18 protein-coding genes are annotated in these 20,143 nt (G+C 41.6%); 6 read left to right on the forward strand and 12 right to left on the reverse strand.

What is annotated here, in order from left to right; genetic code table 11:
* Nucleotides 1-19 precede the first annotated feature (19 nt).
* The 9 genes from pstA to AACU32_RS22210 all read right to left on the reverse strand — a co-directional run bounded on the left by pstA (nucleotide 20) and on the right by AACU32_RS22210 (nucleotide 10,605).
* The gene (pstA, locus tag AACU32_RS22170) at nucleotides 20-916 is read right to left on the reverse strand and encodes a phosphate ABC transporter permease PstA (protein ID WP_096603286.1); all 897 of its coding nucleotides are present in this window, start codon (nucleotides 914-916) and stop codon (nucleotides 20-22) included.
* 106 nt (nucleotides 917-1,022) lie between these two features.
* Entirely contained in the window at nucleotides 1,023-1,964 is a 942-nt protein-coding gene (pstC, locus tag AACU32_RS22175; RefSeq protein ID WP_096608119.1) for a phosphate ABC transporter permease subunit PstC, read from the reverse strand.
* A 72-nt stretch (nucleotides 1,965-2,036) separates the two neighbouring features.
* Nucleotides 2,037-3,038 carry a PstS family phosphate ABC transporter substrate-binding protein gene (locus tag AACU32_RS22180; RefSeq protein WP_096603287.1) on the reverse strand — a complete coding sequence of 334 codons (1,002 nt, stop codon included), beginning with the start codon at nucleotides 3,036-3,038 and terminating at the stop codon, nucleotides 2,037-2,039.
* A gap of 62 nt (nucleotides 3,039-3,100) precedes the next feature.
* Nucleotides 3,101-4,258: a sulfate ABC transporter substrate-binding protein gene (locus tag AACU32_RS22185; protein ID WP_096603289.1), complete on the reverse strand. Its 1,158-nt coding sequence runs from the start codon at nucleotides 4,256-4,258 to the stop codon at nucleotides 3,101-3,103.
* Between the two features lie 404 nt (nucleotides 4,259-4,662).
* Nucleotides 4,663-5,916, reverse strand: a complete 1,254-nt coding sequence (gene sbcD, locus AACU32_RS22190; protein WP_096608120.1) for an exonuclease subunit SbcD — start codon at nucleotides 5,914-5,916, stop codon at nucleotides 4,663-4,665.
* A 69-nt stretch (nucleotides 5,917-5,985) separates the two neighbouring features.
* Nucleotides 5,986-6,711 (reverse strand): phosphoadenosine phosphosulfate reductase, encoded by a 726-nt coding sequence (gene cysH / locus AACU32_RS22195; RefSeq protein WP_096603290.1) that lies wholly within the window; start codon nucleotides 6,709-6,711, stop codon nucleotides 5,986-5,988.
* A 717-nt stretch (nucleotides 6,712-7,428) separates the two neighbouring features.
* Nucleotides 7,429-9,729: a GAF domain-containing protein gene (locus AACU32_RS22200; RefSeq protein ID WP_096603292.1), complete on the reverse strand. Its 2,301-nt coding sequence runs from the start codon at nucleotides 9,727-9,729 to the stop codon at nucleotides 7,429-7,431.
* Nucleotides 9,730-10,138: 409 nt separating this feature from the next.
* Complete coding sequence (locus AACU32_RS22205; RefSeq protein ID WP_096603294.1) at nucleotides 10,139-10,363, reverse strand: type II toxin-antitoxin system HicA family toxin; 225 nt, start codon at nucleotides 10,361-10,363, stop codon at nucleotides 10,139-10,141.
* Nucleotides 10,360-10,605, reverse strand: coding sequence for a type II toxin-antitoxin system HicB family antitoxin (locus AACU32_RS22210; protein WP_339378168.1), 246 nt, complete (start codon nucleotides 10,603-10,605; stop codon nucleotides 10,360-10,362). Before AACU32_RS22210 ends, AACU32_RS22205 begins: the two co-directional genes overlap by 4 nt.
* A gap of 102 nt (nucleotides 10,606-10,707) precedes the next feature.
* Between AACU32_RS22210 and AACU32_RS22215 the strand changes: the two genes are divergently transcribed.
* Both AACU32_RS22215 and AACU32_RS22220 read left to right on the forward strand, forming a co-directional pair.
* Nucleotides 10,708-10,983 carry a glutaredoxin family protein gene (locus AACU32_RS22215; RefSeq protein ID WP_096603295.1) on the forward strand — a complete coding sequence of 92 codons (276 nt, stop codon included), beginning with the start codon at nucleotides 10,708-10,710 and terminating at the stop codon, nucleotides 10,981-10,983.
* Between the two features lie 47 nt (nucleotides 10,984-11,030).
* Nucleotides 11,031-12,524 carry a UDP-N-acetylmuramoyl-L-alanyl-D-glutamate--2,6-diaminopimelate ligase gene (locus AACU32_RS22220; protein WP_096603297.1) on the forward strand — a complete coding sequence of 498 codons (1,494 nt, stop codon included), beginning with the start codon at nucleotides 11,031-11,033 and terminating at the stop codon, nucleotides 12,522-12,524.
* A 173-nt stretch (nucleotides 12,525-12,697) separates the two neighbouring features.
* Here AACU32_RS22220 and AACU32_RS22225 read toward each other — a convergent pair whose 3' ends face one another.
* Entirely contained in the window at nucleotides 12,698-12,898 is a 201-nt protein-coding gene (locus AACU32_RS22225) for a hypothetical protein (RefSeq protein ID WP_096603298.1), read from the reverse strand.
* Here AACU32_RS22225 and AACU32_RS22230 point away from each other — a divergent pair.
* From AACU32_RS22230 to AACU32_RS22240, 3 genes are all read left to right on the forward strand, one after another.
* Nucleotides 12,897-14,312, forward strand: a complete 1,416-nt coding sequence (locus tag AACU32_RS22230) for a DICT sensory domain-containing protein (RefSeq protein WP_096603300.1) — start codon at nucleotides 12,897-12,899, stop codon at nucleotides 14,310-14,312. The two genes, AACU32_RS22225 and AACU32_RS22230, sit on opposite strands and share 2 nt — an antisense overlap.
* A 351-nt stretch (nucleotides 14,313-14,663) precedes the next feature.
* Complete coding sequence (locus tag AACU32_RS22235; protein WP_096603301.1) at nucleotides 14,664-14,927, forward strand: type II toxin-antitoxin system Phd/YefM family antitoxin; 264 nt, start codon at nucleotides 14,664-14,666, stop codon at nucleotides 14,925-14,927.
* Nucleotides 14,928-14,930: 3 nt separating this feature from the next.
* Entirely contained in the window at nucleotides 14,931-15,251 is a 321-nt protein-coding gene (locus AACU32_RS22240) for a type II toxin-antitoxin system RelE family toxin (RefSeq protein ID WP_096603303.1), read from the forward strand.
* A gap of 313 nt (nucleotides 15,252-15,564) precedes the next feature.
* On the opposite strand, the gene pntB is transcribed toward AACU32_RS22240, so the two are convergent.
* Together pntB and pntA are read right to left on the reverse strand one after the other, a co-directional pair.
* A complete protein-coding gene (gene pntB / locus AACU32_RS22245) occupies nucleotides 15,565-17,019 on the reverse strand; it encodes a Re/Si-specific NAD(P)(+) transhydrogenase subunit beta (protein ID WP_096603304.1) in 1,455 nt (484 codons plus the stop codon).
* 9 nt (nucleotides 17,020-17,028) lie between these two features.
* A complete protein-coding gene (pntA, locus tag AACU32_RS22250; protein WP_096603305.1) occupies nucleotides 17,029-18,615 on the reverse strand; it encodes a Re/Si-specific NAD(P)(+) transhydrogenase subunit alpha in 1,587 nt (528 codons plus the stop codon).
* Between the two features lie 149 nt (nucleotides 18,616-18,764).
* On the opposite strand from pntA, the gene AACU32_RS22255 reads away from it, so the two are divergent.
* On the forward strand, nucleotides 18,765-19,031 hold the full coding sequence (locus AACU32_RS22255) for a hypothetical protein (RefSeq protein ID WP_339378169.1): 267 nt from the start codon (nucleotides 18,765-18,767) through the stop codon (nucleotides 19,029-19,031).
* Nucleotides 19,032-20,143: the final 1,112 nt, after the last annotated feature.

A 20,143-nucleotide genomic window follows, 5' to 3' on the forward strand; every position in this document is an offset into this window, starting at 1 on the left:
ATTGAATGCACTTTGCTATCTAACGATAGAAGCGTTGCCGAATATAAATTGCCACACCATTAAGAACTAAAATCAAACTTAGCAAAGCAATAATTGTTGCTGCTGCTGCATTAGCAAAACCCGGTTCTGGACGAGTAATGTAACTGTAAATTTGAATTGGTAATGCCATAAATCTCTGGAACAAACCAGGATTAAAGGTAAGAAACCCCACAGCACCAACAACAATTAGAGAAGCTGCATCACCAATGGCGCGGGATACAGAAATAATTACGCCTGTGAGAATACCAGGTACAGCATAAGGTAGGACATGATGACTAATTGTCCGCCATTTTGTAACACCTAAGCCGTAAGAAGCATTTCTGATTGAATCAGGAACGGCGCGAATTGCTTCTCTAGATGTCACAATAATCACTGGCAAAGATAGCAAAGATAAAGTCAATGCTCCAGAAATTAACGCCGGGCCAAAGCCAAGCAAATAATTAAAAACCCCTAAACCCAGCAAGCCGTAAACAATCGAAGGTACACCCGCCAAATTGCTGATATTGATCTCAATAATTGCTGTCCACCAGGCTTTTGGTGCATATTCTTCAAGATATAAAGCTGCTCCCACACCAATTGGTACCGTCACAAACAGGACAACAAGCCCTAAAAGAATGCTGCTGATAATAGCCGGACGGATACCGCCGTCTTCAGGGAAACGAGAAGGAGTTTCCGTCAAAAATCCAGGTGTCAAAAATCTCCCTAATCCGTCTTTTAAAATATCAAAAAGTAGCAACGCTAGGACGAATACACCAATCAGCAACCCTAACAAAAAAAGTACTTCAAATACTTTCCCTAATTTTTCTCTACTCTCAACATTATCAGTAAATTCTGTTGCTGAATTAAAAGAATCATCTCGTTGATAAGCTCTAGCCATGTTTGTCAGTTGTCAGTTGTCAGTTTTCAGTTTTCATTGGGCATTGGGCATTTAATATTTCTCCTCATCCCCTTGTCCCCCTAACACCTTGCCCCTCTGCCTTCTATTACTCGTACTTTTCCTTAAAGCGATTAGAAATCCAATAACTCACAATATTTAAAACTAAGGTGAGCAGAAATAAAACAGCACCTACAGCATATAAAGTCTGGAAATTGAGGCTACCACGGGGACTATCTCCACCAGAAATTTGCGCCATATAAGCTGTCATTGTTTCAACTGATTCTGCGAAATTAATAGTAAGTTTTGGCTGTTGTCCGGCGGCGATAATTACAGTCATAGTTTCACCCACCGCGCGAGAAGTACCCAAAATAATTGAGGCGATAATTCCAGACAGCGCTGCTGGTAATACTACTCTAAAAATTGTTTCCAATTTAGTAATACCTAAAGCGTAGGCTCCCTCTCTTAAAGAACGGGGAACTGCGCGAATAGCATCTAAACTGATAGAACCAACAGTAGGAGTAATCATTACTCCCATCATTAACCCTGCACTCAAGGCGTTGAAAATTTCCAGGGGGAAAAAATTTCGTAGTAATGGTGTGACAAATAACAGTGCAAAATAGCCATAGACTACCGTTGGTATCCCTGCCAAAAGTTCCACCGCCGGACGTAAAATTGCTGCTACTTTAGGTTGAGCATATTCACTTAAATAAATCGCCGAAGATAAACCTAAAGGAATCGCCACCGTCATTGCGATCGCTGTAGTTAAGAAAGTACCATTAATTAAAGGCCAAATACCAAAATGTTTCTCTGCAAACAGAGGTGTCCATTTAGTATCCAGAAAGAATTGCGCAAACGAAACTTCTTTGAAAAAACCAATTGTCTCCTGAAAGATAATTAGGACGATGCCAAAGGTGGTAAATACCGAAACTAAAGCACAAGCAAATAAAATTGCCGCAACAATATTTTCTTGGATATCTTCAGATGCATTTTTATCTAGTGACTGCCTAGAACGTTGAAAAGAATCTTCTGCAAAATTTGAATGTTGCATAAAATTTGTCATTTGTCATTTGTCATTTGTCATTTGTCCCCCGGTTGCTGAGCGAAGTCGAAGCACTGCTTTTTAAATAAAGTTTGTAATCGGCTCACCTGGTTTGGCTTTTTTGAATTTTGTGCCAGTTTCACCAGTAGCAAATTTTTGTTTTACCTTGACGTAAGCTTCATCAGGTAGTGCTACGTAACCAACGCTATCTACCCACTTCCAAGAATTTTCTAGATAAAAATCGACAAATTCTTTGACTGCTGGCTTGTTATCTAAGGATTTTTTACTGACATAAATAAACAGGGGACGAGATAAAGGTGTGTAGACATTTTTGATCACATTATCTACGGGAACTGGTTTTTCACATTTCCCTGTAGGACTTTCTACAGCAACTAAATTGAGTTTTTCCTGGTTTTGAATGTAGTAAGATATGCCTACATAACCTAAGGCTGATGCATCACCGGCTACCCCTTGCACCAGCAGGTTTTGATTGTGGCTAGGAGTGTAATCGGTACGTCCATTTTTGGCTTTTCCTGTAACAGCCTGAGTCAGATAATCAAACGTTCCTGTATCTGAAGCGGGAGCATAAAGCTTCATTTTTTGGTTAGGAAACTTAGGATTAACTTGATTCCAATTTAATATTTTTCCATCTGATTTAGCACTCCAAATCTTTTTTAGTTCATCAATAGTTAGGCATTTAGCAAAGTTATTTTGACGATTGGCAATTATAGCAATTCCGTCTAAAGCTATGGGCAACTCGACAAATTCAATCTTCTTACTATTACATTTTTTGATTTCTTCATCTCGAATTGTCCGAGAAGCACCAACAATATCAATATCACCATTACAAAATTTGCTGATACCGCCTCCAGTACCACTTGAAGCAACGCTCACTTGAGCTTCCGGTTTAAACTTTTCGTATTCTTCAGCAACTGCTAGCGAAATGGGGAAACCTACTGCTGCACCATCAATACTCACTTGATTTTTTAGTTGTTGTCCGCTATTACAAGCAGTAATATTGCTAGCAATGAGCATTAAAGATGCTAAAAAAAAGCTATTCTGAAATCGGCTCCAAAGACTCATAAATTAATCAATTCCGATAATATTGATTGCAACTAACTCAGGCTGGATAAAAAAGTGAGCTTCTATACTTTTTTAGCAGCTTGAACTTTGTCAAAAATTGCCCCATTTTCAAAAAACTTTTTCTGAATATTATCCCAGCCACCTAAATCTTGAGAAGTAAATAAAGTTTGGACTGGAGGATATTGTGATGCAACTTCTTGAGTGACAGTCGGGTTAACTGGACGATATCCTAATTTAGCAAATTCGCGCTGGGCTTCTGTTGAGTAAAGAAAATCCACAAACGCTTGTGCAACTTCTCTTGTACCATGCTGATCAACGTTTTTATCGACTATGGCTACAGGATTATCGATAGAAATGTTGACTTGGGGTACAACATAAGGCAATTTTGAGCCGTTTTTATCTGCCAAAATTATCTCATTTTCGTAGTTAATTAAAACATCTCCCTGATTTTGTTGGAAAAATAAATCGCTAGCTTCACGAGCATCTTTAGTGAGAATAGGGGCGTTTTGATAAACTTTAGTGAGATAATCTAAGGCTGTTGCATCGTCACCACCTGTGAGCGTGACCGAACCCCAAAAAGCTAAGAATTCCCAAATAGCAATACCAGAAGTTTTTGGGTTAGCTGCAATCAATTTTACGCCATCTTTTGCCAAGTCTTGCCAATTGTTAATGTTTTTGGGATTGCCTTCGCGGGTAACAATTGCAGCGACTGATCTACTAACAATACCATTTCTGGGAGATTTAATTTCCCAACCTGATTTAATCAAACCTGCTTGCTGAATTTTGTTGACATCTAAAGGTAGAGCGAGGTGTACTATATCTGCTGCTTGTGAGCCAGAAATCACAGCAGCAGCTTGAGCGCCAGAACCGCCATAACTTTGCTCAAAAATGACATTTTGATTGTGTTCTTGTTTCCACTTTTGCACAAATTTGGGAATTATTTGGTCATGGGCGGCTTTGGTAACTGAGAAGGAAACCAATCTCAGCTTGACATCAGATTTACTAGCTGTACTGCTTCCCGAACAGGCAGCAACTAATAAACTAAAAAAAGTACCTACTAAAAATAGACTGACAACGCTTTGTAGGGAACGTCCATTGAACCAACTTCTAATTTTTTGTTGGTACAAAAGTTGCATAGTTTGCCAAATTTTCATGACATAAATCCGCATTCGCTCTGTTAGATCCGTACTTAATTGTGTCGGATGTTGCGATTTGCTCATTTCCAATCACCCCTAAATCTACGGTATTTTGAGCTAATTACCGTAATTAAAAAAAATTATACGATATATAGAACAAAAGTTCTCATCAAGCTTCATTTTTGTTTACTAAGTGAGCAATCGTTTATGAAGCAATTTCTCTACCACTTAAAAATAGCAAGATAGTTGAAAAAAACCTGGTTTTTACTGCTATCAAGCCCAAAAACCAGGTTGTATTTATACATAATTTCCCGAAGAATTATGTCATTAGTAATACGTCATAGGGCTAACAAAAGAATTTTTTAAGGTTTTAAATCATGTTTGCGATAGATAAATTATTCATAAGGGCACAACAATGTTGTACCCCTAGCTATCTGTCGCCGTACCTTGATTTTAGTATAATTATTTACATACTATTAGTAGTGATTCTACTTATTAGCTGTGGCTTCTAGCCAGACTTCCACATCGTCGGTGAGTAGCTTCTGTGCAGCTTCTAGCATTGAGCCGGCTATATCTTTGAGGTCTTCGCGATTACTTAAATAAGTTTTTAATGCTTCTAATGGATCAATGCTACTACTAGCAGTCAGTTCGGGAATGCGGGGTCTAGCTAGCTGACTCAGTAATTCTGGTTGAATGGTGTAGGTATGAGCAGAATTTAAAGCACTATGGAGTGAGGAGTTATCAATTAAATCTAATTGTTCCGAGCGGATTTTATAGATTAAGCGAACTACAGCATCTTGAAGATCATGTTTAGCGATCGCTTTGATTAATGCTGCTTGCGGATCTTCTGCCTTAGATAAATCTACCTCAATTGTCCGAAAAGTCCGCACAGGTAAAGGACAAAACTTCCAATTAGTTCTACCTGGCTCTAATTCTACGATCACATAACCCTTGTCTTCTTTTTCTTCGCTAAAATCCACCCGCTCAATGCTTCCTGGATAAATCACCGGCGGATTGTTGGATTTATTCAGGTTTTGATGCTTGTGGACATGTCCTAGGGCGACATAATCAAAACAAGGCCTTGTCAACAAAGATAAAGGTAAAGTAAAACCTTTCCCGACAGCTAACAAGCGTTCGGCTCCCAAGGTGGCATTGTCAGCCATTAAATGTGCTAAGAGTACAGTAGGTACATCAGGGTCAAGACGACGAATTTCTGCTTCTAAAACAACTTGTAACCTGTCAGTTAACAGTTGATTGACTTCTGCAATCGATAAACCTTCAGTTTCTTGGCGAGTCATTAACGTTGAACGTGTCAGCCAAGGTAGGGTAATGACTTGCACTTTACCATTACGGGTTTGGATTTCGTGGGTAGTTAAGGTATCACCCACAACAAAACCTCTGACTCCCAAGGTGCGGTAAATATTTAAACTCGCTCCTCCCAAGCCTTGGGAATGTTGGTCATGATTTCCTACCAACAGCACCGTCGGAATCTCTGCATCCACAAGACGGCGAAACTGGCTAGCAAAAGCTTCTTGGACATAAGGCGGTGGAGTTGCATCGGGAAAAGCATCGCCACCAAATATGACTAAATCTACAGGATCTGCGATCGCTCGGTCAATACATATAGATAATGTATTGACAAAATCCTCCAATCGTGTATTTAATCCTGTTACAGCATTGATGCGTCCGTGGGAGAAGCTACTCCCCATGTGGATATCTGACAGATGGAGGATTTTAATCATAATTAGTTTTTTGTTCTGAGTCATTTGTCCTTTGTCTAATACTAATGACAAATGACAAATGACTACTGACTAAATATGAATTCCACATTCAGTTTTACCAGTTCCCCGCCAGCGTCCAGCGCGTTCGTCTTCACCTTCGCCTACTTTGGTGGTGATAGGTTCATCGCCAATGCTGGGATAGCCTTGGTCGTGCAGGGGGTTGTAAATTACTCCATGTTCAGCTACGTAAGCCCAGCTATCTTTACGTGTCCAGTTAGCTAAGGGATTGACTTTCAAACGTCCTTGACTATCCAATTCCAAAAAGGGCATATTAGCACGGGTAACTGCTTGGTCGCGGCGACGACCGGTAATCCAAGCGATGGTGTTAAGTTCGTCTAAACCCCTCATCAGTGGTTCAATTTTGGTAACGTGATGGAATTGGGTAATATCTTTGTCCCAAAGTGCTTCGCCGTATTTAGCAATAAAGGCTTCGCGGCTATCTAAGTCTGGAGTTTTGTAGGTTTGCAAATCCAGGTTATAGATTTCTTTACTTTTAGCAACTAGTTCTAGAGTTTGGGGGAAGTGGAACAGGGTATCGAGAAAGATCACCGGGACTGGATGCTTCAGTTCACTATAAAGAATGTGGGTAATTATCATGTCATCCACGTTAAAGGCGCTGGTTTGCACCAGTCCTGTGGGGATATTTTCGATAGACCAGGCCAGTATCTCTTTAGGAGTCGCAGTTTCAAGTTGTTGATTTAACTGCTCTAAGTCAAATTTGCTTGTTTGGGATTCAGAGATCGTGGAAACTGTCATGATAATTTTCTAACTAAATAGTTCTTGAACTTCGACAAAATTTATTTTACCTCATAAGGGTACACAAAAAGACACATAACCCGCTGGGGAATGAGGGATTATCATTTTCTGTAACTAGTAGTAGTTTATACTCGAAAAGTATATATTTGGTTAATGTCATCAAATCTGGATGTAGAAAGTTAAGCCAATTCTGCCTGGTGTCTAAATTTCAGCAATTGAGCAAAGTCGGAAATAAGTAATTACTACAGTATTTACTAAGAAACTTTACGTAATCTTAACTTTTACCGTATTTATATGGATATAGAATACAATCCTGATATTCTTAAGGAATCCTTAACTTGCAGGGATCAATAAAAAATGAACGATTCTAAAACTTCTGGTTCTTTGGGTGTATCTCTACTGATGGGCGTTCTGATCATGTTGACAAGCGCTAGCGTTATCACAATCATGAACGCATTTTAAAAAAAGCAATAAAATTTTAGCAAATAAACTTTACAAGCCCCTCTGCAATATCGCAGAGGGGCTTTAACATTTATATTTGTCATTTGTCACTTTACATTTCGTCACTATCGAGGGGAAGCGCAGCCATTGGGTGGGAAAGGTTTTCAGGCTGGAAGCAAGTGGTATCCCAGACTGCAACTCCCTCACCATGTCACCGCGTCTCCCCGTCTTCATGTCAGCCAAAATCATACCCTTAGTCAAAAATGCCCATAATTATCAGCTTTCTGTTGTGACCTCAGACGATCGCTCATAGAATACATTTCTCATTTCCGAGTTGTCATACTGGTCAGCAATTTTCAGAGCTACCACATCTTGGTAAGAAAAATTGCGTAAAGATGACATCATAGAGTTGATGCGATCGGCTTGCAGTTTCATTGATATCAGGATTTTAGGTAGTTTGTTAATCAGAAAATCCAAATTAATTGCTTCTGTCTGATAGGTAATTTCACCGTTTGGGTGAGGATAGTATGACTGATACAAACGCAAAAGTTCTAGCAATTTTTGGATGCTGTCGCTGATATCGGAAAGATTAGTGGAGATAAAGTTAACAGGGTTTTGGATTTGGTGTGCGACACTCAATGCCCATAGTCCAACGCTGGACATTTTTTCACTTTTAATTAGTTTTGCCTGGGTTTTTTGGATTTGCTCGAGCGCTTGCACTAGGTGTTGTGCTTGTTCTGTGGCGGCTGATTCCGCAGCGCGACTGTTTTCATATAGTTGTGCGTGCTGAATAGTCAGCACCGCCTCATCAGCTAAATGCTGCAACAAATCAATTTCCTCATCTTGCCAATTTCTGGGTGCAAAACACTCATGAGCAATGATTAATCCCCATAATTGGTTACCCATTGTAATTGGGACAATTAAATTGGCTCTAATCTGGAGACTTTGTAAAAATTCTCGATGGCAAGGAGTTAAATCTGCTGAGGCTGTATTGTTGATCGCTCTGACTCTGCCGCGCAAGTAAAGACGGGCAGATTCTTCAGGAAAACATTCTAATGGTGTTCTCATCCCCAAAATCGAACGCAAGTTACTGTCTGCATCTTCAACAACTACTTCACCTTCGGAGTCATCGTGAAGTTTATAAATCAATACCCTGTCTGTTTTGAGCAATTTCCGCACTTCCTGCACAAGAGTTTGCAAGGTGACCTTGTAGTCTAGATTGCTACGTATTTGATCGGAAACTTGCTTGATAACCCTGCTAAAATCTAAAGATTTTTGTAATTGAGCTGTGCGCTCTGCTACTAAACCTTCTAAATTAGAATTCAGTGTTTGTACTTGTTGGTACATTTGCTGTTGCTGAATTGCGATCGCAAATTGATCGGCTATAGCTTGTCCCAATGATATTTCTTCCGGCTTCCACTCAGGCGCTTGTCCTTTTTTCTCCTCTAGCCAAGCCGCAAATGAAAGCTGGGGTAGCCTTTGTCGCTCATTGGTATCTCGTTGTCCTGCCCACAGAATTTCGCTGTCAAATTCAGTCCGAAAAATAGTTAAAATCCCAATAAAACTTTGACGGTAGTTCAGGGGAATTACTAACATCCCCCGTATCTTTGTTGGTTGGAATAGGGGAGCTAGTTCTTGCCAATGAGGTTCTTTGTGGAGATCAGTAATTGCCCAAATGTTGCCTATTTTGCATTCAGCTATCCAGTCTTGCCATAGGGGATGCTGTTCCATGACAGTGTTTGCTTGTCCCTCTGGCAATGTTGGTTGTTCGCCACAAATGTATAATTCGGCATTCTGCTCAATGTAAAGCCTGCCGCCGATCGCACCAAAGGTGTCAATAGTCGCTTCTAATGCTGATTGGTACTGGATTGTGGGCAAGGCATGTAAGAGGGTGGTGATTTGGTTGGCGATCGCTTGTTGCTGTTTTTCTGCACGGGCTTGGCTGAGTAGGTAACTTTGGGCGATCGCCACTGCTATGTGATCGGCTACTTGCTGTACTAATTGCAATTCCCGTTTTTCCACTGTTCGTGGTGTACTGTGGTGTGATACCAATAATCCCCACAGTCGCGGTTTTGCTAATTGGTCTTTGGGGTCGTGGTGTAAAATTGGCACTACTAGCGAAGACTGCACACCCATTGCCGTCAGGTAGTCAATATGGCATTGGTCTACTGCGCGATAGTAGAGATTTTCCCTACTAAGAGATTTGCCAGTTTCGGGACTGTCTAGTGGTGATAGTCCAATGCGCCCAGTGGCTACATTCACTATTGAGCGTTGTCGCGCCCGCAGAAACAGATCTCGTGCTTCTTGGGGAATATCACTGGCGGGGAAGTGCAGCCCTAACACTGAAGGTAGACGCTGTTGATGTATAGATTCCGCAACGACTTCTCCATTACCGTAGCTGTCAAACCGATATACCATCACCCGATCTGTGTTCAAAAATGAACGAATTTCTGTAACGCTGGTGGTTAATATGTCTTTGAGTTCGAGAGATTGCCTAATTCTGGTTGTTATGCGGTGTAACAAACTCTCTTCGGCAATTCTTGTGTCTAAATCATGTGAATAGTCAGGACTAATCATTCGGTATTTATACCTGGTGTTGAAGTATTAAAAGGTAGATGCACCGAAACCTGGATGACTGGAAAAGCTTGTTATCTCTCTAACTTTCAATTAAATACTTACGTATTTACACATATTATAAAGTGTGATTGATAATAGAGACTAGAATTAATTAGTAAAAAATGTTGCTAAAATTTGGTTATATCTGCTTATGCGGTAAGTGTTGTGAGTTAGCAAAATCTTAGCAGAGAGTGATGTGCATGGTGCATGAAGTTAATCAATGAACAAAATAGAAAATAAGTATAAGTTTGTTAACAATAAATCAGCACTTGAAGTGTGAATTAATGTAGCGCTTGTGTGAGCAAAAGCTGATAATTCAGCGATCGCTCTACATTTAGATAACATTCTCTGATACCGAAAAATTCAGCGTTCACAACAGCATTCTGAATTCATCACGGGTGATCTGGCAATCTCTGAGTATTTGCGCCAGCAAACCACGACCAATAGTTTCACCCGAATGTACAGGGACTACCGTCCGGCGTCCATCACTATGTATGAGAATATGATGACTGCCACGTATCCTGGCAACCTCAAAACCTACTTTACCAAGTGCGTCAATGACTTGGTATCCAGTCACACTTGGCAATTGGCTCATATTTCCACTGCAACTCGCTGGATACCCACAAAGTCTAATGAATCTTGCTGTTGATCTTCAAATTCTAGACACAGTAAAATTGCTTCTTGAATGCGCTCAGTTAAATCGTCTAAAGATTTAGCCTGCGTGTGACACCCAGGAAGACTTGGGACAGAAGCAACAAAGTATCCATCCTCATCTCTCTCGATAATCACGTTAAATTCTCGCTTCATGATGGACTGATTTCGCATTCTTTGTTCCATTTTCTCACAATTGATTGAGGACAACTGATTAAAAGACATCCCCATCCGGTTTAAGCCTATGATTTCTTGTAGAAATGCGAGTTAACGCAAGGATGGCAGCAAATGCGAGTAATTTTATATAGCAAACCTGGATGTCATTTATGTGAAGGTTTGCAGGAAAAGCTAGAGAAAATTCAAAATCTGGCTTTTGAGTTAGAAATTCGCGATATTACGACGCGGGATGATTGGTTTTTGGCGTATCAGTATGAGATACCAGTTTTATATTTATCGAACAGCCCTGCGGGTGAGGTAAGTGAGAAACCTTTGCCACGTCCTTCGCCTCGTGCTACTGTGCAGCAGTTGGAGCAAATGCTGCGTAAGTATTTCCCCAATGATTAAAATAATGCAGAATAAGCGCAAGAAAAGCGTGTGACGAGGTTCACAAAATGAAACTGCGGGAACTACTAGCAGCGATAGACTCTGTAGAGCAATTACCTAACCATCCGGCTTTAGAGGATGTAGAAGTGCAAGGCTTAAAGACAAATTCCCATGCTTGTGGTGTGGGAGATTTGTTTATTGGAATGCCAGGAACTAGGGTAGATGGTGGAGAATTTTGGCCAAGTGCGATCGCATCAGGTGCAGTAGCGGCGGTGGTATCTCCCCAAGCTGTGGAGAAAAATCCGCCTAATACTGAGGCTGTTGTCATTAGTGCGAGTGACATGACTCAAGCCTGTGCCCAATTAGCAGGTGCTTTTTATGATTATCCGGGAAAAAAACTCAAATTATTTGGTGTCACTGGTACTAATGGTAAAACTACCACTACACATTTGATTGAATTTCTGTTGGGGAAAGCAAATCTCCCCACAGCTTTGATGGGAACTCTCTACACGCGCTGGCCTGGTTTTGCAGAAACTGCTGTCCATACCACACCGTTTGCGGTGGAACTGCAACAACAGCTAGCACAAGCTGTCGATGCTGGTTGTGAGTATGGAGTCATGGAAGTTAGTTCCCATGCTTTAGCCCAAGGTAGAGTATTAGGTTGTGAGTTTGAGGTGGGAGTGTTTAGCAATCTCACTCAAGATCACCTGGACTATCACCGCGATATGGAAGATTATTTTGCGGCGAAAGCATTGTTATTTAGTCCCAATTATCTCAAAGGGCGGGCAATCATTAATGCTGATGATGCTTACGGACAAAGATTAATTGCTTCTTTGAGTCCAGACAGAGTTTGGAGTTACAGTGTCAATGATCGCGCTGATTTTTGGATGAGCGATCTTAATTATGAACCTAATGGTGTGAGTGGGACACTACATACACCCAAGGGTGATGTGGCTTTTCGTTCACCTTTAGTTGGTCAGTATAATTTAGAAAATCTTTTGGCAGCTGTCGCCGCAGTTTTACACTTAGGTCTAGATTTGCAGTTAGTTGCAGCTAGTATACCTGAGTTTCCTGGCGTTCCCGGAAGAATGGAGCGGGTACAGGTAACTGCTAACCAAGATATCAGCGTAATTGTGGATTATGCCCATACACCAGATAGTTTGGAGAATTTGCTCAAAGCTGCTCGTCCGTTTATTCCTGGTAAGATGATTTGTGTGTTTGGCTGTGGTGGCGATCGCGATCGCACTAAGCGCCCAAAAATGGGAAATATTGCTGCTCAATTAGCCGATGTGGCGGTGGTAACTTCAGATAATCCCCGCACTGAAGACCCCGAAAGGATTTTACAAGATATTGTAGCAGGCATTTCCAATACAGCAAATACCACTGTAATTGGCGATCGCGCTACCGCCATTCGGACTGCAATTTTACAAGCCCAACCAGGAGATGGAGTGTTACTTGCTGGCAAAGGTCACGAAGATTACCAAATTCTCGGTACTGAAAAAATTCACTTTGATGACCGAGAACAAGCACGAGCCGCTTTACAAGCCAGATTGAAAATTTAAAATTAATCTAGAATTCGATTTTTGGTGTTAGGGGCGCTATTGTTAGCGTCCCTATTTTTGATGCTATTGGCTGCTGAGAGTATGGCGGGCTGGTGAATCCATGTGTCGCCATCATTGTGCAAATTCCTATTTAGATATCAATAAAAGCCAATAATAAATTTTAAATTTTTCACTTATTTCAAGTCAGCAATGCTTGCGACATTATATGGTAAGTGATACACTCCATTAGTTTTAAAATTAATTTTCCAGAATTCATAATTAATATTAATTTTCTTAGCTTTCTCGTAACCAAGGTAAACATCAGGGTGAAAAACAAAGACCGAATTATATTTGACTCTATTCTTCTCTATCCCTTTTGCTTCTGCTTGACTCATGAATGATTCTCTAGCTCAGGATCTGTCGATTTATCAGTTGGCTTTGGCAATGCAAGCGCCTCCCCAACCATTACCCCTTAGTCCGGCGACTCTGCTATCACTACTTAGGTCACAAATTGACTTACTGATTGAGCAAAAAATTGTAGCGACTTTATGGGTAAAGCTACCGCCGGGAAAAATTTGGCAATCAGAATTATGGCGTTATCAGTCCGCCGTAGATGTGCCTGTTGTCATTTATAATTGCCAGGTTGAGCAGAGGCGAAAAGGGGAAGCGACAGAGAGTGTATATCTTAGCCCAACACCCGATAACTTATCTATTAAGTTATTACCAAATAGATATATACAAAGGGAGTATTTTGTTATAGCATTGTCGCCACAGTTTTGCAGTTTAATTTTGGCTCATCGACCGCTCAAAAGACGTAAAACCCAAATCGTCAGGAAGGGAAATAGAAAACCTCTGCCTTTATTGGCAATGACTACTGTCGAAGGTAGAGTAATTGAGCGAGTCCTAGATGGAATTATAGAAAGCAGAACACCAGAATCAGCGACGATAATCCCGGCTGATTTTATTTGCCCCAGTGTACCAGACTCAGCCCTGATGAATCAGCTGTTAGTCAAACAAGTCCAGCGGCAAAATGAAATTAATCAGCAATTGATGACAAAGCGGCTTTCCAAGTTGCAGCAACAAAATCAGAAGCTATACCACAAAGCGCAAATCAAAGATGAATACTTAAGCAATGTCTGTCAGGAGTTGCGTACACCCCTCACTCACATGAAAACAGCGCTGTCGTTATTAAATTCTCCCAACCTGAAACCTCCCCAACGGCAACGTTATTTACAAATGTTAAATAACCAGTGCGATCGCCAAAATTCTTTAATTACTGGTCTGTTAGATTTAGTACATCTGGAGCGCAATTTACAACATTCACCTTTAGAAGCAGTTTGCTTAGCGGATGTTGTTCCAGGAATTGTGAGTACCTACCAGCCTGTAGCCCAGGAAAAAGGAATTATGCTAGCCTACACAGTGCCCACAGAACAGCCATCTGCATGGTGTGTGAGTGGCGGGTTGCGGCTGATTGTGATTAATCTACTGCATAACAGTATAAAATTTACCCCCAGTGGCGGGCAAGTGTGGGTGCGATCGCGCGTACACGGCGATTATGTGCAACTAGAAGTCCGTGACACAGGTATCGGTATCGCGGAAACAGAGATTCCCAAAGTCTTTGAGAGCTTTTATCGTGTGCGTTCAAGTACAACGGATGAATCTAGCAGCCCTGGGTTAGGGTTAACGGTGGTGCAACAGTTACTTTGGCGTTGCGGTGGTTTTATTTCTGTGAGAAGTAAGCCCAATGAAGGTTCAGTTTTTATCGTTAATTTACCAATTGTGCGCTCTGTGCTAAACACTAAACAGTAGTAGAGCCGCAACGGAGCGATCGCATTGTCAGCCGATATTATGGCATAACAGGGCGATGTATTAATATAACAAGCCGATGTTATGCCATAACAGGGCGATGTATTAATATAACAGACCGATGTTATGGCATAACAGACCGATGCATTAATATAACAAGCCGATGTTATGGAATAACAAGCCGATGTTATGGAATAACAGACCGATGCATTAATATAACAAGCCGATGTTATGGAATAACAGACCGATGTAATTAAATTGCAGCGCGATGCGATCGCGCTGTGCCAGTTGCGTAAGTCCTGGAAATATAATTTTTATGATAGGCTAAGTTTATTGTGAACAAAATGTCTTGAAATGTCTAAATCAATTAACATTAATGAAGCAAAAGACCAGCTTCTTCAACTGTCAGAACAGTTAGACAATGAACCTGTAATCATTACAAATGAAGGATTACCAGTAATGGTAGCTATTAGTTATGAGCGATACCTTTCTATGTTAGAAACTATGGATATTTTATCAGATCCACAATTTAAAGAACAATTAATAGCTGGAATCAAGGAAGATAAAGAAGGTCAAAGGGTAAGTTGGTCGGATGCCATGAAAGAATTAGAATGGTAAATTATGGAATATGAAATTGAGTTTATCCCTTTAGCTATTAAGTTACTTAAAAATGTTAAAGATCAAAGAGAACAAAAAGCACTGCGTCAAAAAATCGAAAAACTCAAAATAGAACCAGAAAAACAGGGTAAAGCTCTAACAGGTCAATTTCAAGGTTATCGTAGTGTTAGGGCAGTTGGTCAACGCTATCGCATTGTTTATCGTGTTGAGCGAGAGCGAATTATTGTTGTTATTGTGGGTGTGGGAATGCGACGAGAAGGTGATAGACAAGATATTTATGCGGTTTTAGAAACTGAGTTAGAAGAAGAATCTTCTGGAGAATGAAACATTTACTGTTTATTCCACACATACATCTGACAAAAGCAGCACTAAAACCTTGGAAAAGGAATAATAAATAATAAAAGTCCTAGATATGGACTATTTAATAATAGATTTAATATTCAGCACTATTGTCTATTTCTTTTCTTATCTCTTTTGTTAATTTATATTGAGTTATTTAGTAAATTTTCTTTCTTTAAGGTTTCAATTTCCTTCAATCTCAAATCCCCGACTTCTTTAAGAAGTCGGGGATTTGGCTGTTCATGAATGATTTAAGATTGCTATGTCAGTTAAAATTAAGTCTTTTAACCAACATTGGTTATGCAGACAATACTGGTTTAGCGACTAGCTTGAGGTTGGCGCTTTCGTTGCTCAATTGTGCAAGGTTAGCAACGGTAGCATCAATATTTTTCTTGGCATCGCCAAACAACATCAAGGTATTTGCCTTGTAGAATAGGGGGTTTTCCACTCCGGCGTAGCCACTAGCCATACTGCGCTTCATGACGATAACAGTAGTAGCTTTCCAAACCTCAAGTACTGGCATTCCCGCAATCGGGCTATTGGGGTTTTCTAAAGCGCTGGGGTTAACGGTGTCATTCGCACCAATCACCAATACTACATCAGTCTCAGTGAAATCCTCATTGATTTCATCCATCTCTAAAACGATGTCGTAGGGTACTTTCGCTTCTGCTAACAGCACGTTCATGTGTCCCGGCATCCGACCGGCTACAGGATGGATACCAAAGCGAACTTTAATACCGCGAGTGCGCAGTCGTTTGACAATTTCTGAAACTCCATGTTGTGCTTGCGCTACTGCCATACCATAGCCAGGAACAATGATTACACTCTTGGCACGGCAGAGAATTTCCACTGTGTCTTCCACTGTGGTGGAGTTAACTGTACCCTCTGGCTGTGCGCCATCAACAGCAGTTGCAGTACTTGTCTGAGCGCCAAAGCCTCCTAAAATAACGCTGATGAAGGAACGGTTCATGGCTTTGCACATGATGTAGCTGAGGATCGCCCCGCTACTACCTACCAAAGCACCGGTAATGATCAACAAATCGTTGGATAACATGAACCCAGCAGCAGCAGCAGCCCATCCAGAGTAGCTGTTCAGCATAGAAATCACCACCGGCATATCAGCACCGCCAATGGCCATTACCAGATGAATGCCCAAGACTGCGGCAATTGCAGACATGATTAATAAAGGTTGCAGTCCAGCGATCCCCGCTGTACCAATAAACTGACTACCAAGCCAGATGGAAGCTGCAAGGATAGTCAAGTTCAATAAGTGCCGTCCAGGGAGAAGTACAGGTTTGCTGGTGATGATCCCCCTGAGTTTACCAAAGGCAACGATGGAACCTGTAAAGGTGATTGCACCAATAAATACACCAATAAATATTTCTATTTGGTGGATTGTCGATTCTACAGAAGTGAGCGATGGCGTTTCTTGGAGATAATTGGCAATTCCCACGAGAACTGCGGCTGCACCCACAAAACTATGCAGAATTGCCACTAATTCTGGCATGGCTGTCATCGCTACCCGCGCCGCGACAATCGCACCAATCACGGCTCCGGGGATCGCAACTGCGGCCAAGGTGCCGTAAGCATTTGTATTTAAGGTGAGTGCGGTAGCCCCAAAGGCAATTACCATGCCCACAATCCCATAGACGTTGCCTTTGCGGGCTGTTCCCTGATCGGATAGCCCCCCCAAGCTGAGAATGAAGAGGGCGCTAGCCACAATATACGCTACTGTCAGTAAGTTGTTTGACATAATTTCCTGCTATTTTTGGAACATTTTGAGCATACGTTGGGTGACTAGGAACCCACCGGAAATGTTAATCGTTCCCACGAAAATGGCGATCGCTCCTAGAATACTGGTCGATAAGTTGGATGCTCCAGATATTTGCAACATCCCGCCAATAATGATGATGCCGCTAATGGCGTTAGTAACGCTCATCAGTGGTGTGTGTAAAGCTGGTTTCACATTCCAAATTACTTGCCAACCAACAAAGCAGGCGAGGACAAAGACGATGAAGTGAGAGAGGAATTCTGAGGGCGCATTCATGCCGATCCCAACTAAAGCTGCACCAACTAACAGCAGCCAGATCAAGTTACTCCCACCTTTGGCGGAACTCTTCATTGGGGCGGTAGCGGTTGTTAATACTGGCTCCGGCTCTTTTTGGGTTTCTTGCTTTGCGCCAACCGGCTGTGGTGTTACCTCTACTTTTTTCTCCACCTTTGGTGGCGGATAAGTAATACCGCCAGCATGAGTAACTAAAGCACCTCTAATTACTTCATCTTCAAGATTGACTGTGAAATTTTTAGCCCCTCCCATTTCTTCCAGCAGATGGCAAAGATTGTTACCGTAAAGCTGACTTGCTTGTTGTGCCATCCGGCTGGGTAGATCGGTCAAACCTACTATCGTTACTCCTTTGTGACGATAGACTTCACCAGGGTGAGTACAAGCACAATTACCACCTTGCTCTGCTGCCAAATCGACAATTACAGACCCTTCTTTCATGCTCTCAACCATTTCCTGGGTAATCAGCACAGGTGCTTTCTTACCGGGGATCAGGGCTGTGGTGATAATGATGTCAACTTCTTGCGCTTGCTCTGCAAACAGTTCCATCTCCGCCTTGATGAATTCGTCGCTCATCACCTTGGCGTAGCCGCCTTCACCACTACCATCTTCGGCAAAGTTGAGTTCGAGAAATTCTGCGCCTAGGCTTTGTACTTGCTCTTTGACAACCAAGCGGGTATCAAATGCCCGGACAATTGCACCCAATCCGTTAGCAGTACCGATCGCGGCTAATCCCGCTACACCCACACCAATGATCAACACCTTGGCTGGCGGTACTTTTCCCGCTGCGGTAATCTGACCGTTAAAGAAGCGTCCAAAATTGTTAGCCGCTTCAATCACCGCCCGATAGCCGGCGAGGTTGGCCATTGAACTTAAAGCATCCAGTTTTTGCGCCCGACTGATGCGGGGGATCGCATCCATCGCCAATACTGTAGCTTTGCGTTCTACTAGTTTTTGTAACAGTTCTGGATTTTGGGCAGGCCAGATAAAACTGATCAGCTTGCCTCCCTCGCGCAGCAACTCTGTTTCATGTTTACCTAGTTCTGGGTGCATTTGGGGTGCACGCACCTTGAGTACGATATCTGCCTGGGACCATAGAGTTGCAGCATCTGGAACAATCTGACATTTGGCTTGGGTGTAAGCATCATCCGCAAAATTTGCGCCACAACCCGCATTGCTTTCCAAAATTACATCAAAACCAAGCTTTTGCAACCGTTTGGCTGTTTCTGGCGTGGCTGCTACACGCTGTTCACCAGGGTAGACTTCCTTTGGGATACCAATCTTCATTGGGGTTTTCCTTTTGATTTAGCTGAGTTCCCCGAATAATGGGAGGGATTAGGGAGTAGGGGCAGAGGGGCTAGGGGCAGAGGAGATGAGGGGGGATGAGGGAGACAAGGAGGACAAGGGAGACAAGGAAGACAAATGACTATTGCCCAATGCCCAATGCCCTGTTTGGCCAATGCCCAATCTTTATGCAAGTTAATCTCGGAATCCTGAGAGCGCAAAGGGGTTGGAAAAAACCGGATTCTAGTGTCTCTTTTAATCTGGTGCTAGTAGCGATCGCCTCTAGCCGGAGGTTTATATGTTACACCAACCTCACAAATACTCTGAAATTAATTTTGGGACGCCAATCGCACGCCACTTACGGGAATCAAAGCTTGGATGCCTTGGGCACAAAGCCTTTCAGGTATCTACAGCCTTAGCTGCTCCAACAACCCTTATTAACAAAGTGTCCTTGCTTTTTGCCTCCCCTACTCCGGTTGTATCTTTTTTTGGGTTCGATTACTTCTCTTCAACATACTATTTACTCTAGTGTATTGTATCTATCATTGTATTAATTCTTCATAACGTTTGTGTAAATTATTAGCCGCTAAAATTTGTGGCAATCTTAATGTTTGAAAAATCAAGGTTTTTGTTAACTCGAAGCTAATTTATAGAAGCTCGAGAGTTACTTTATCAAGAACATATGACATCTCAGTTCAAAATAAATTATGCCTAGTTATTTTGGCGCATTTGTATGCTATTTACTCGCTTCGTGTGTCAGTTGTCAGTTGTCAGCTTCTTGTTTTTGATGGCATTTTAATACTCTATCTTCTTTTGGAGTAAGTGCTTTGCAAGAGTTTCACTCCTTGTTGCCAGTAAAGTTTTTTTTTATAATTTTTTAACAATTCCTTTGCTTTTACCCTACTAGTGACAAAATCTCCGATTTCTGTAGTTGGAGATTTTTAATTTTGCTAAATATAGTTTAAAACTTGGATTTTGTATTTTATTTTAAATTCTGAATTTTAAATGTTTTTCAAGACTTGTTAACTTAACTTTACATCAGGATGTAATATTTAATAGAGAAACTGATTCACTGAAAAAAACCCAGAGGACAATACATGAAAAAAAGACAAGGGGATGAGGGAAATGCCCAATACGCAATGCTCCAATTTTTATTTTCCCAGAGTTAAAAAAGCGTTAAAGAATGCGATCGCATTTCCTAACGAGAAGATTTGCAGGTAGCTTATTTGACATTACCCCTAACCCCTCCCCCGCTTGCGGTGGAGAGATAAAGAGCAGCTTTTTATACTGAGGGGAATGAGGGGGGTAAAAAAACTCTGATACCAGAACTGCGATCGGACTCGATGCTTGTTGAAGTGTAACCTCACCAGCTTTGAGAAGCAGCATGATGCTTTGACAGCTGCAACTGGTAAGAGGATGATCGAAGCGATCGCGCGTTACAGTATTAGTCAGAAAAACTCTCCGTCACATAGGGTTTACCTGTAGCTAAGTCTGATGAATACAAAGAGAAAAATAATTAGAGGATTGGGTA

It is taken from the genome of Calothrix sp. NIES-2100, from assembly GCF_963875285.1.
Taxonomy (GTDB): Bacteria; Cyanobacteriota; Cyanobacteriia; order Cyanobacteriales; family Nostocaceae; genus Aulosira.

Excerpts from the sequence above, each read along its gene's own strand:
- pstA (WP_096603286.1), bottom strand. The coding sequence starts at position 916 with ATGGCTAGAGCTTATCAACGAGATGATTCTTTTAATTCAGCAACAGAA.
- pstC (WP_096608119.1), bottom strand. The coding sequence starts at position 1,964 with ATGCAACATTCAAATTTTGCAGAAGATTCTTTTCAACGTTCTAGGCAG.
- AACU32_RS22180 (WP_096603287.1), bottom strand. The coding sequence starts at position 3,038 with ATGAGTCTTTGGAGCCGATTTCAGAATAGCTTTTTTTTAGCATCTTTA.
- AACU32_RS22185 (WP_096603289.1), bottom strand. The coding sequence starts at position 4,258 with ATGAGCAAATCGCAACATCCGACACAATTAAGTACGGATCTAACAGAG.
- sbcD (WP_096608120.1), bottom strand. The coding sequence starts at position 5,916 with ATGATTAAAATCCTCCATCTGTCAGATATCCACATGGGGAGTAGCTTC.
- cysH (WP_096603290.1), bottom strand. The coding sequence starts at position 6,711 with ATGACAGTTTCCACGATCTCTGAATCCCAAACAAGCAAATTTGACTTA.
- AACU32_RS22200 (WP_096603292.1), bottom strand. The coding sequence starts at position 9,729 with ATGATTAGTCCTGACTATTCACATGATTTAGACACAAGAATTGCCGAA.
- AACU32_RS22205 (WP_096603294.1), bottom strand. The coding sequence starts at position 10,363 with ATGAGCCAATTGCCAAGTGTGACTGGATACCAAGTCATTGACGCACTT.
- AACU32_RS22210 (WP_339378168.1), bottom strand. The coding sequence starts at position 10,605 with ATGGAACAAAGAATGCGAAATCAGTCCATCATGAAGCGAGAATTTAAC.
- AACU32_RS22215 (WP_096603295.1), top strand. The coding sequence starts at position 10,708 with ATGCGAGTAATTTTATATAGCAAACCTGGATGTCATTTATGTGAAGGT.
- AACU32_RS22220 (WP_096603297.1), top strand. The coding sequence starts at position 11,031 with ATGAAACTGCGGGAACTACTAGCAGCGATAGACTCTGTAGAGCAATTA.
- AACU32_RS22230 (WP_096603300.1), top strand. The coding sequence starts at position 12,897 with ATGAATGATTCTCTAGCTCAGGATCTGTCGATTTATCAGTTGGCTTTG.
- AACU32_RS22225 (WP_096603298.1), bottom strand. The coding sequence starts at position 12,898 with ATGAGTCAAGCAGAAGCAAAAGGGATAGAGAAGAATAGAGTCAAATAT.
- AACU32_RS22235 (WP_096603301.1), top strand. The coding sequence starts at position 14,664 with ATGTCTAAATCAATTAACATTAATGAAGCAAAAGACCAGCTTCTTCAA.
- AACU32_RS22240 (WP_096603303.1), top strand. The coding sequence starts at position 14,931 with ATGGAATATGAAATTGAGTTTATCCCTTTAGCTATTAAGTTACTTAAA.
- pntB (WP_096603304.1), bottom strand. The coding sequence starts at position 17,019 with ATGTCAAACAACTTACTGACAGTAGCGTATATTGTGGCTAGCGCCCTC.
- pntA (WP_096603305.1), bottom strand. The coding sequence starts at position 18,615 with ATGAAGATTGGTATCCCAAAGGAAGTCTACCCTGGTGAACAGCGTGTA.
- AACU32_RS22255 (WP_339378169.1), top strand. The coding sequence starts at position 18,765 with ATGCCCAATGCCCTGTTTGGCCAATGCCCAATCTTTATGCAAGTTAAT.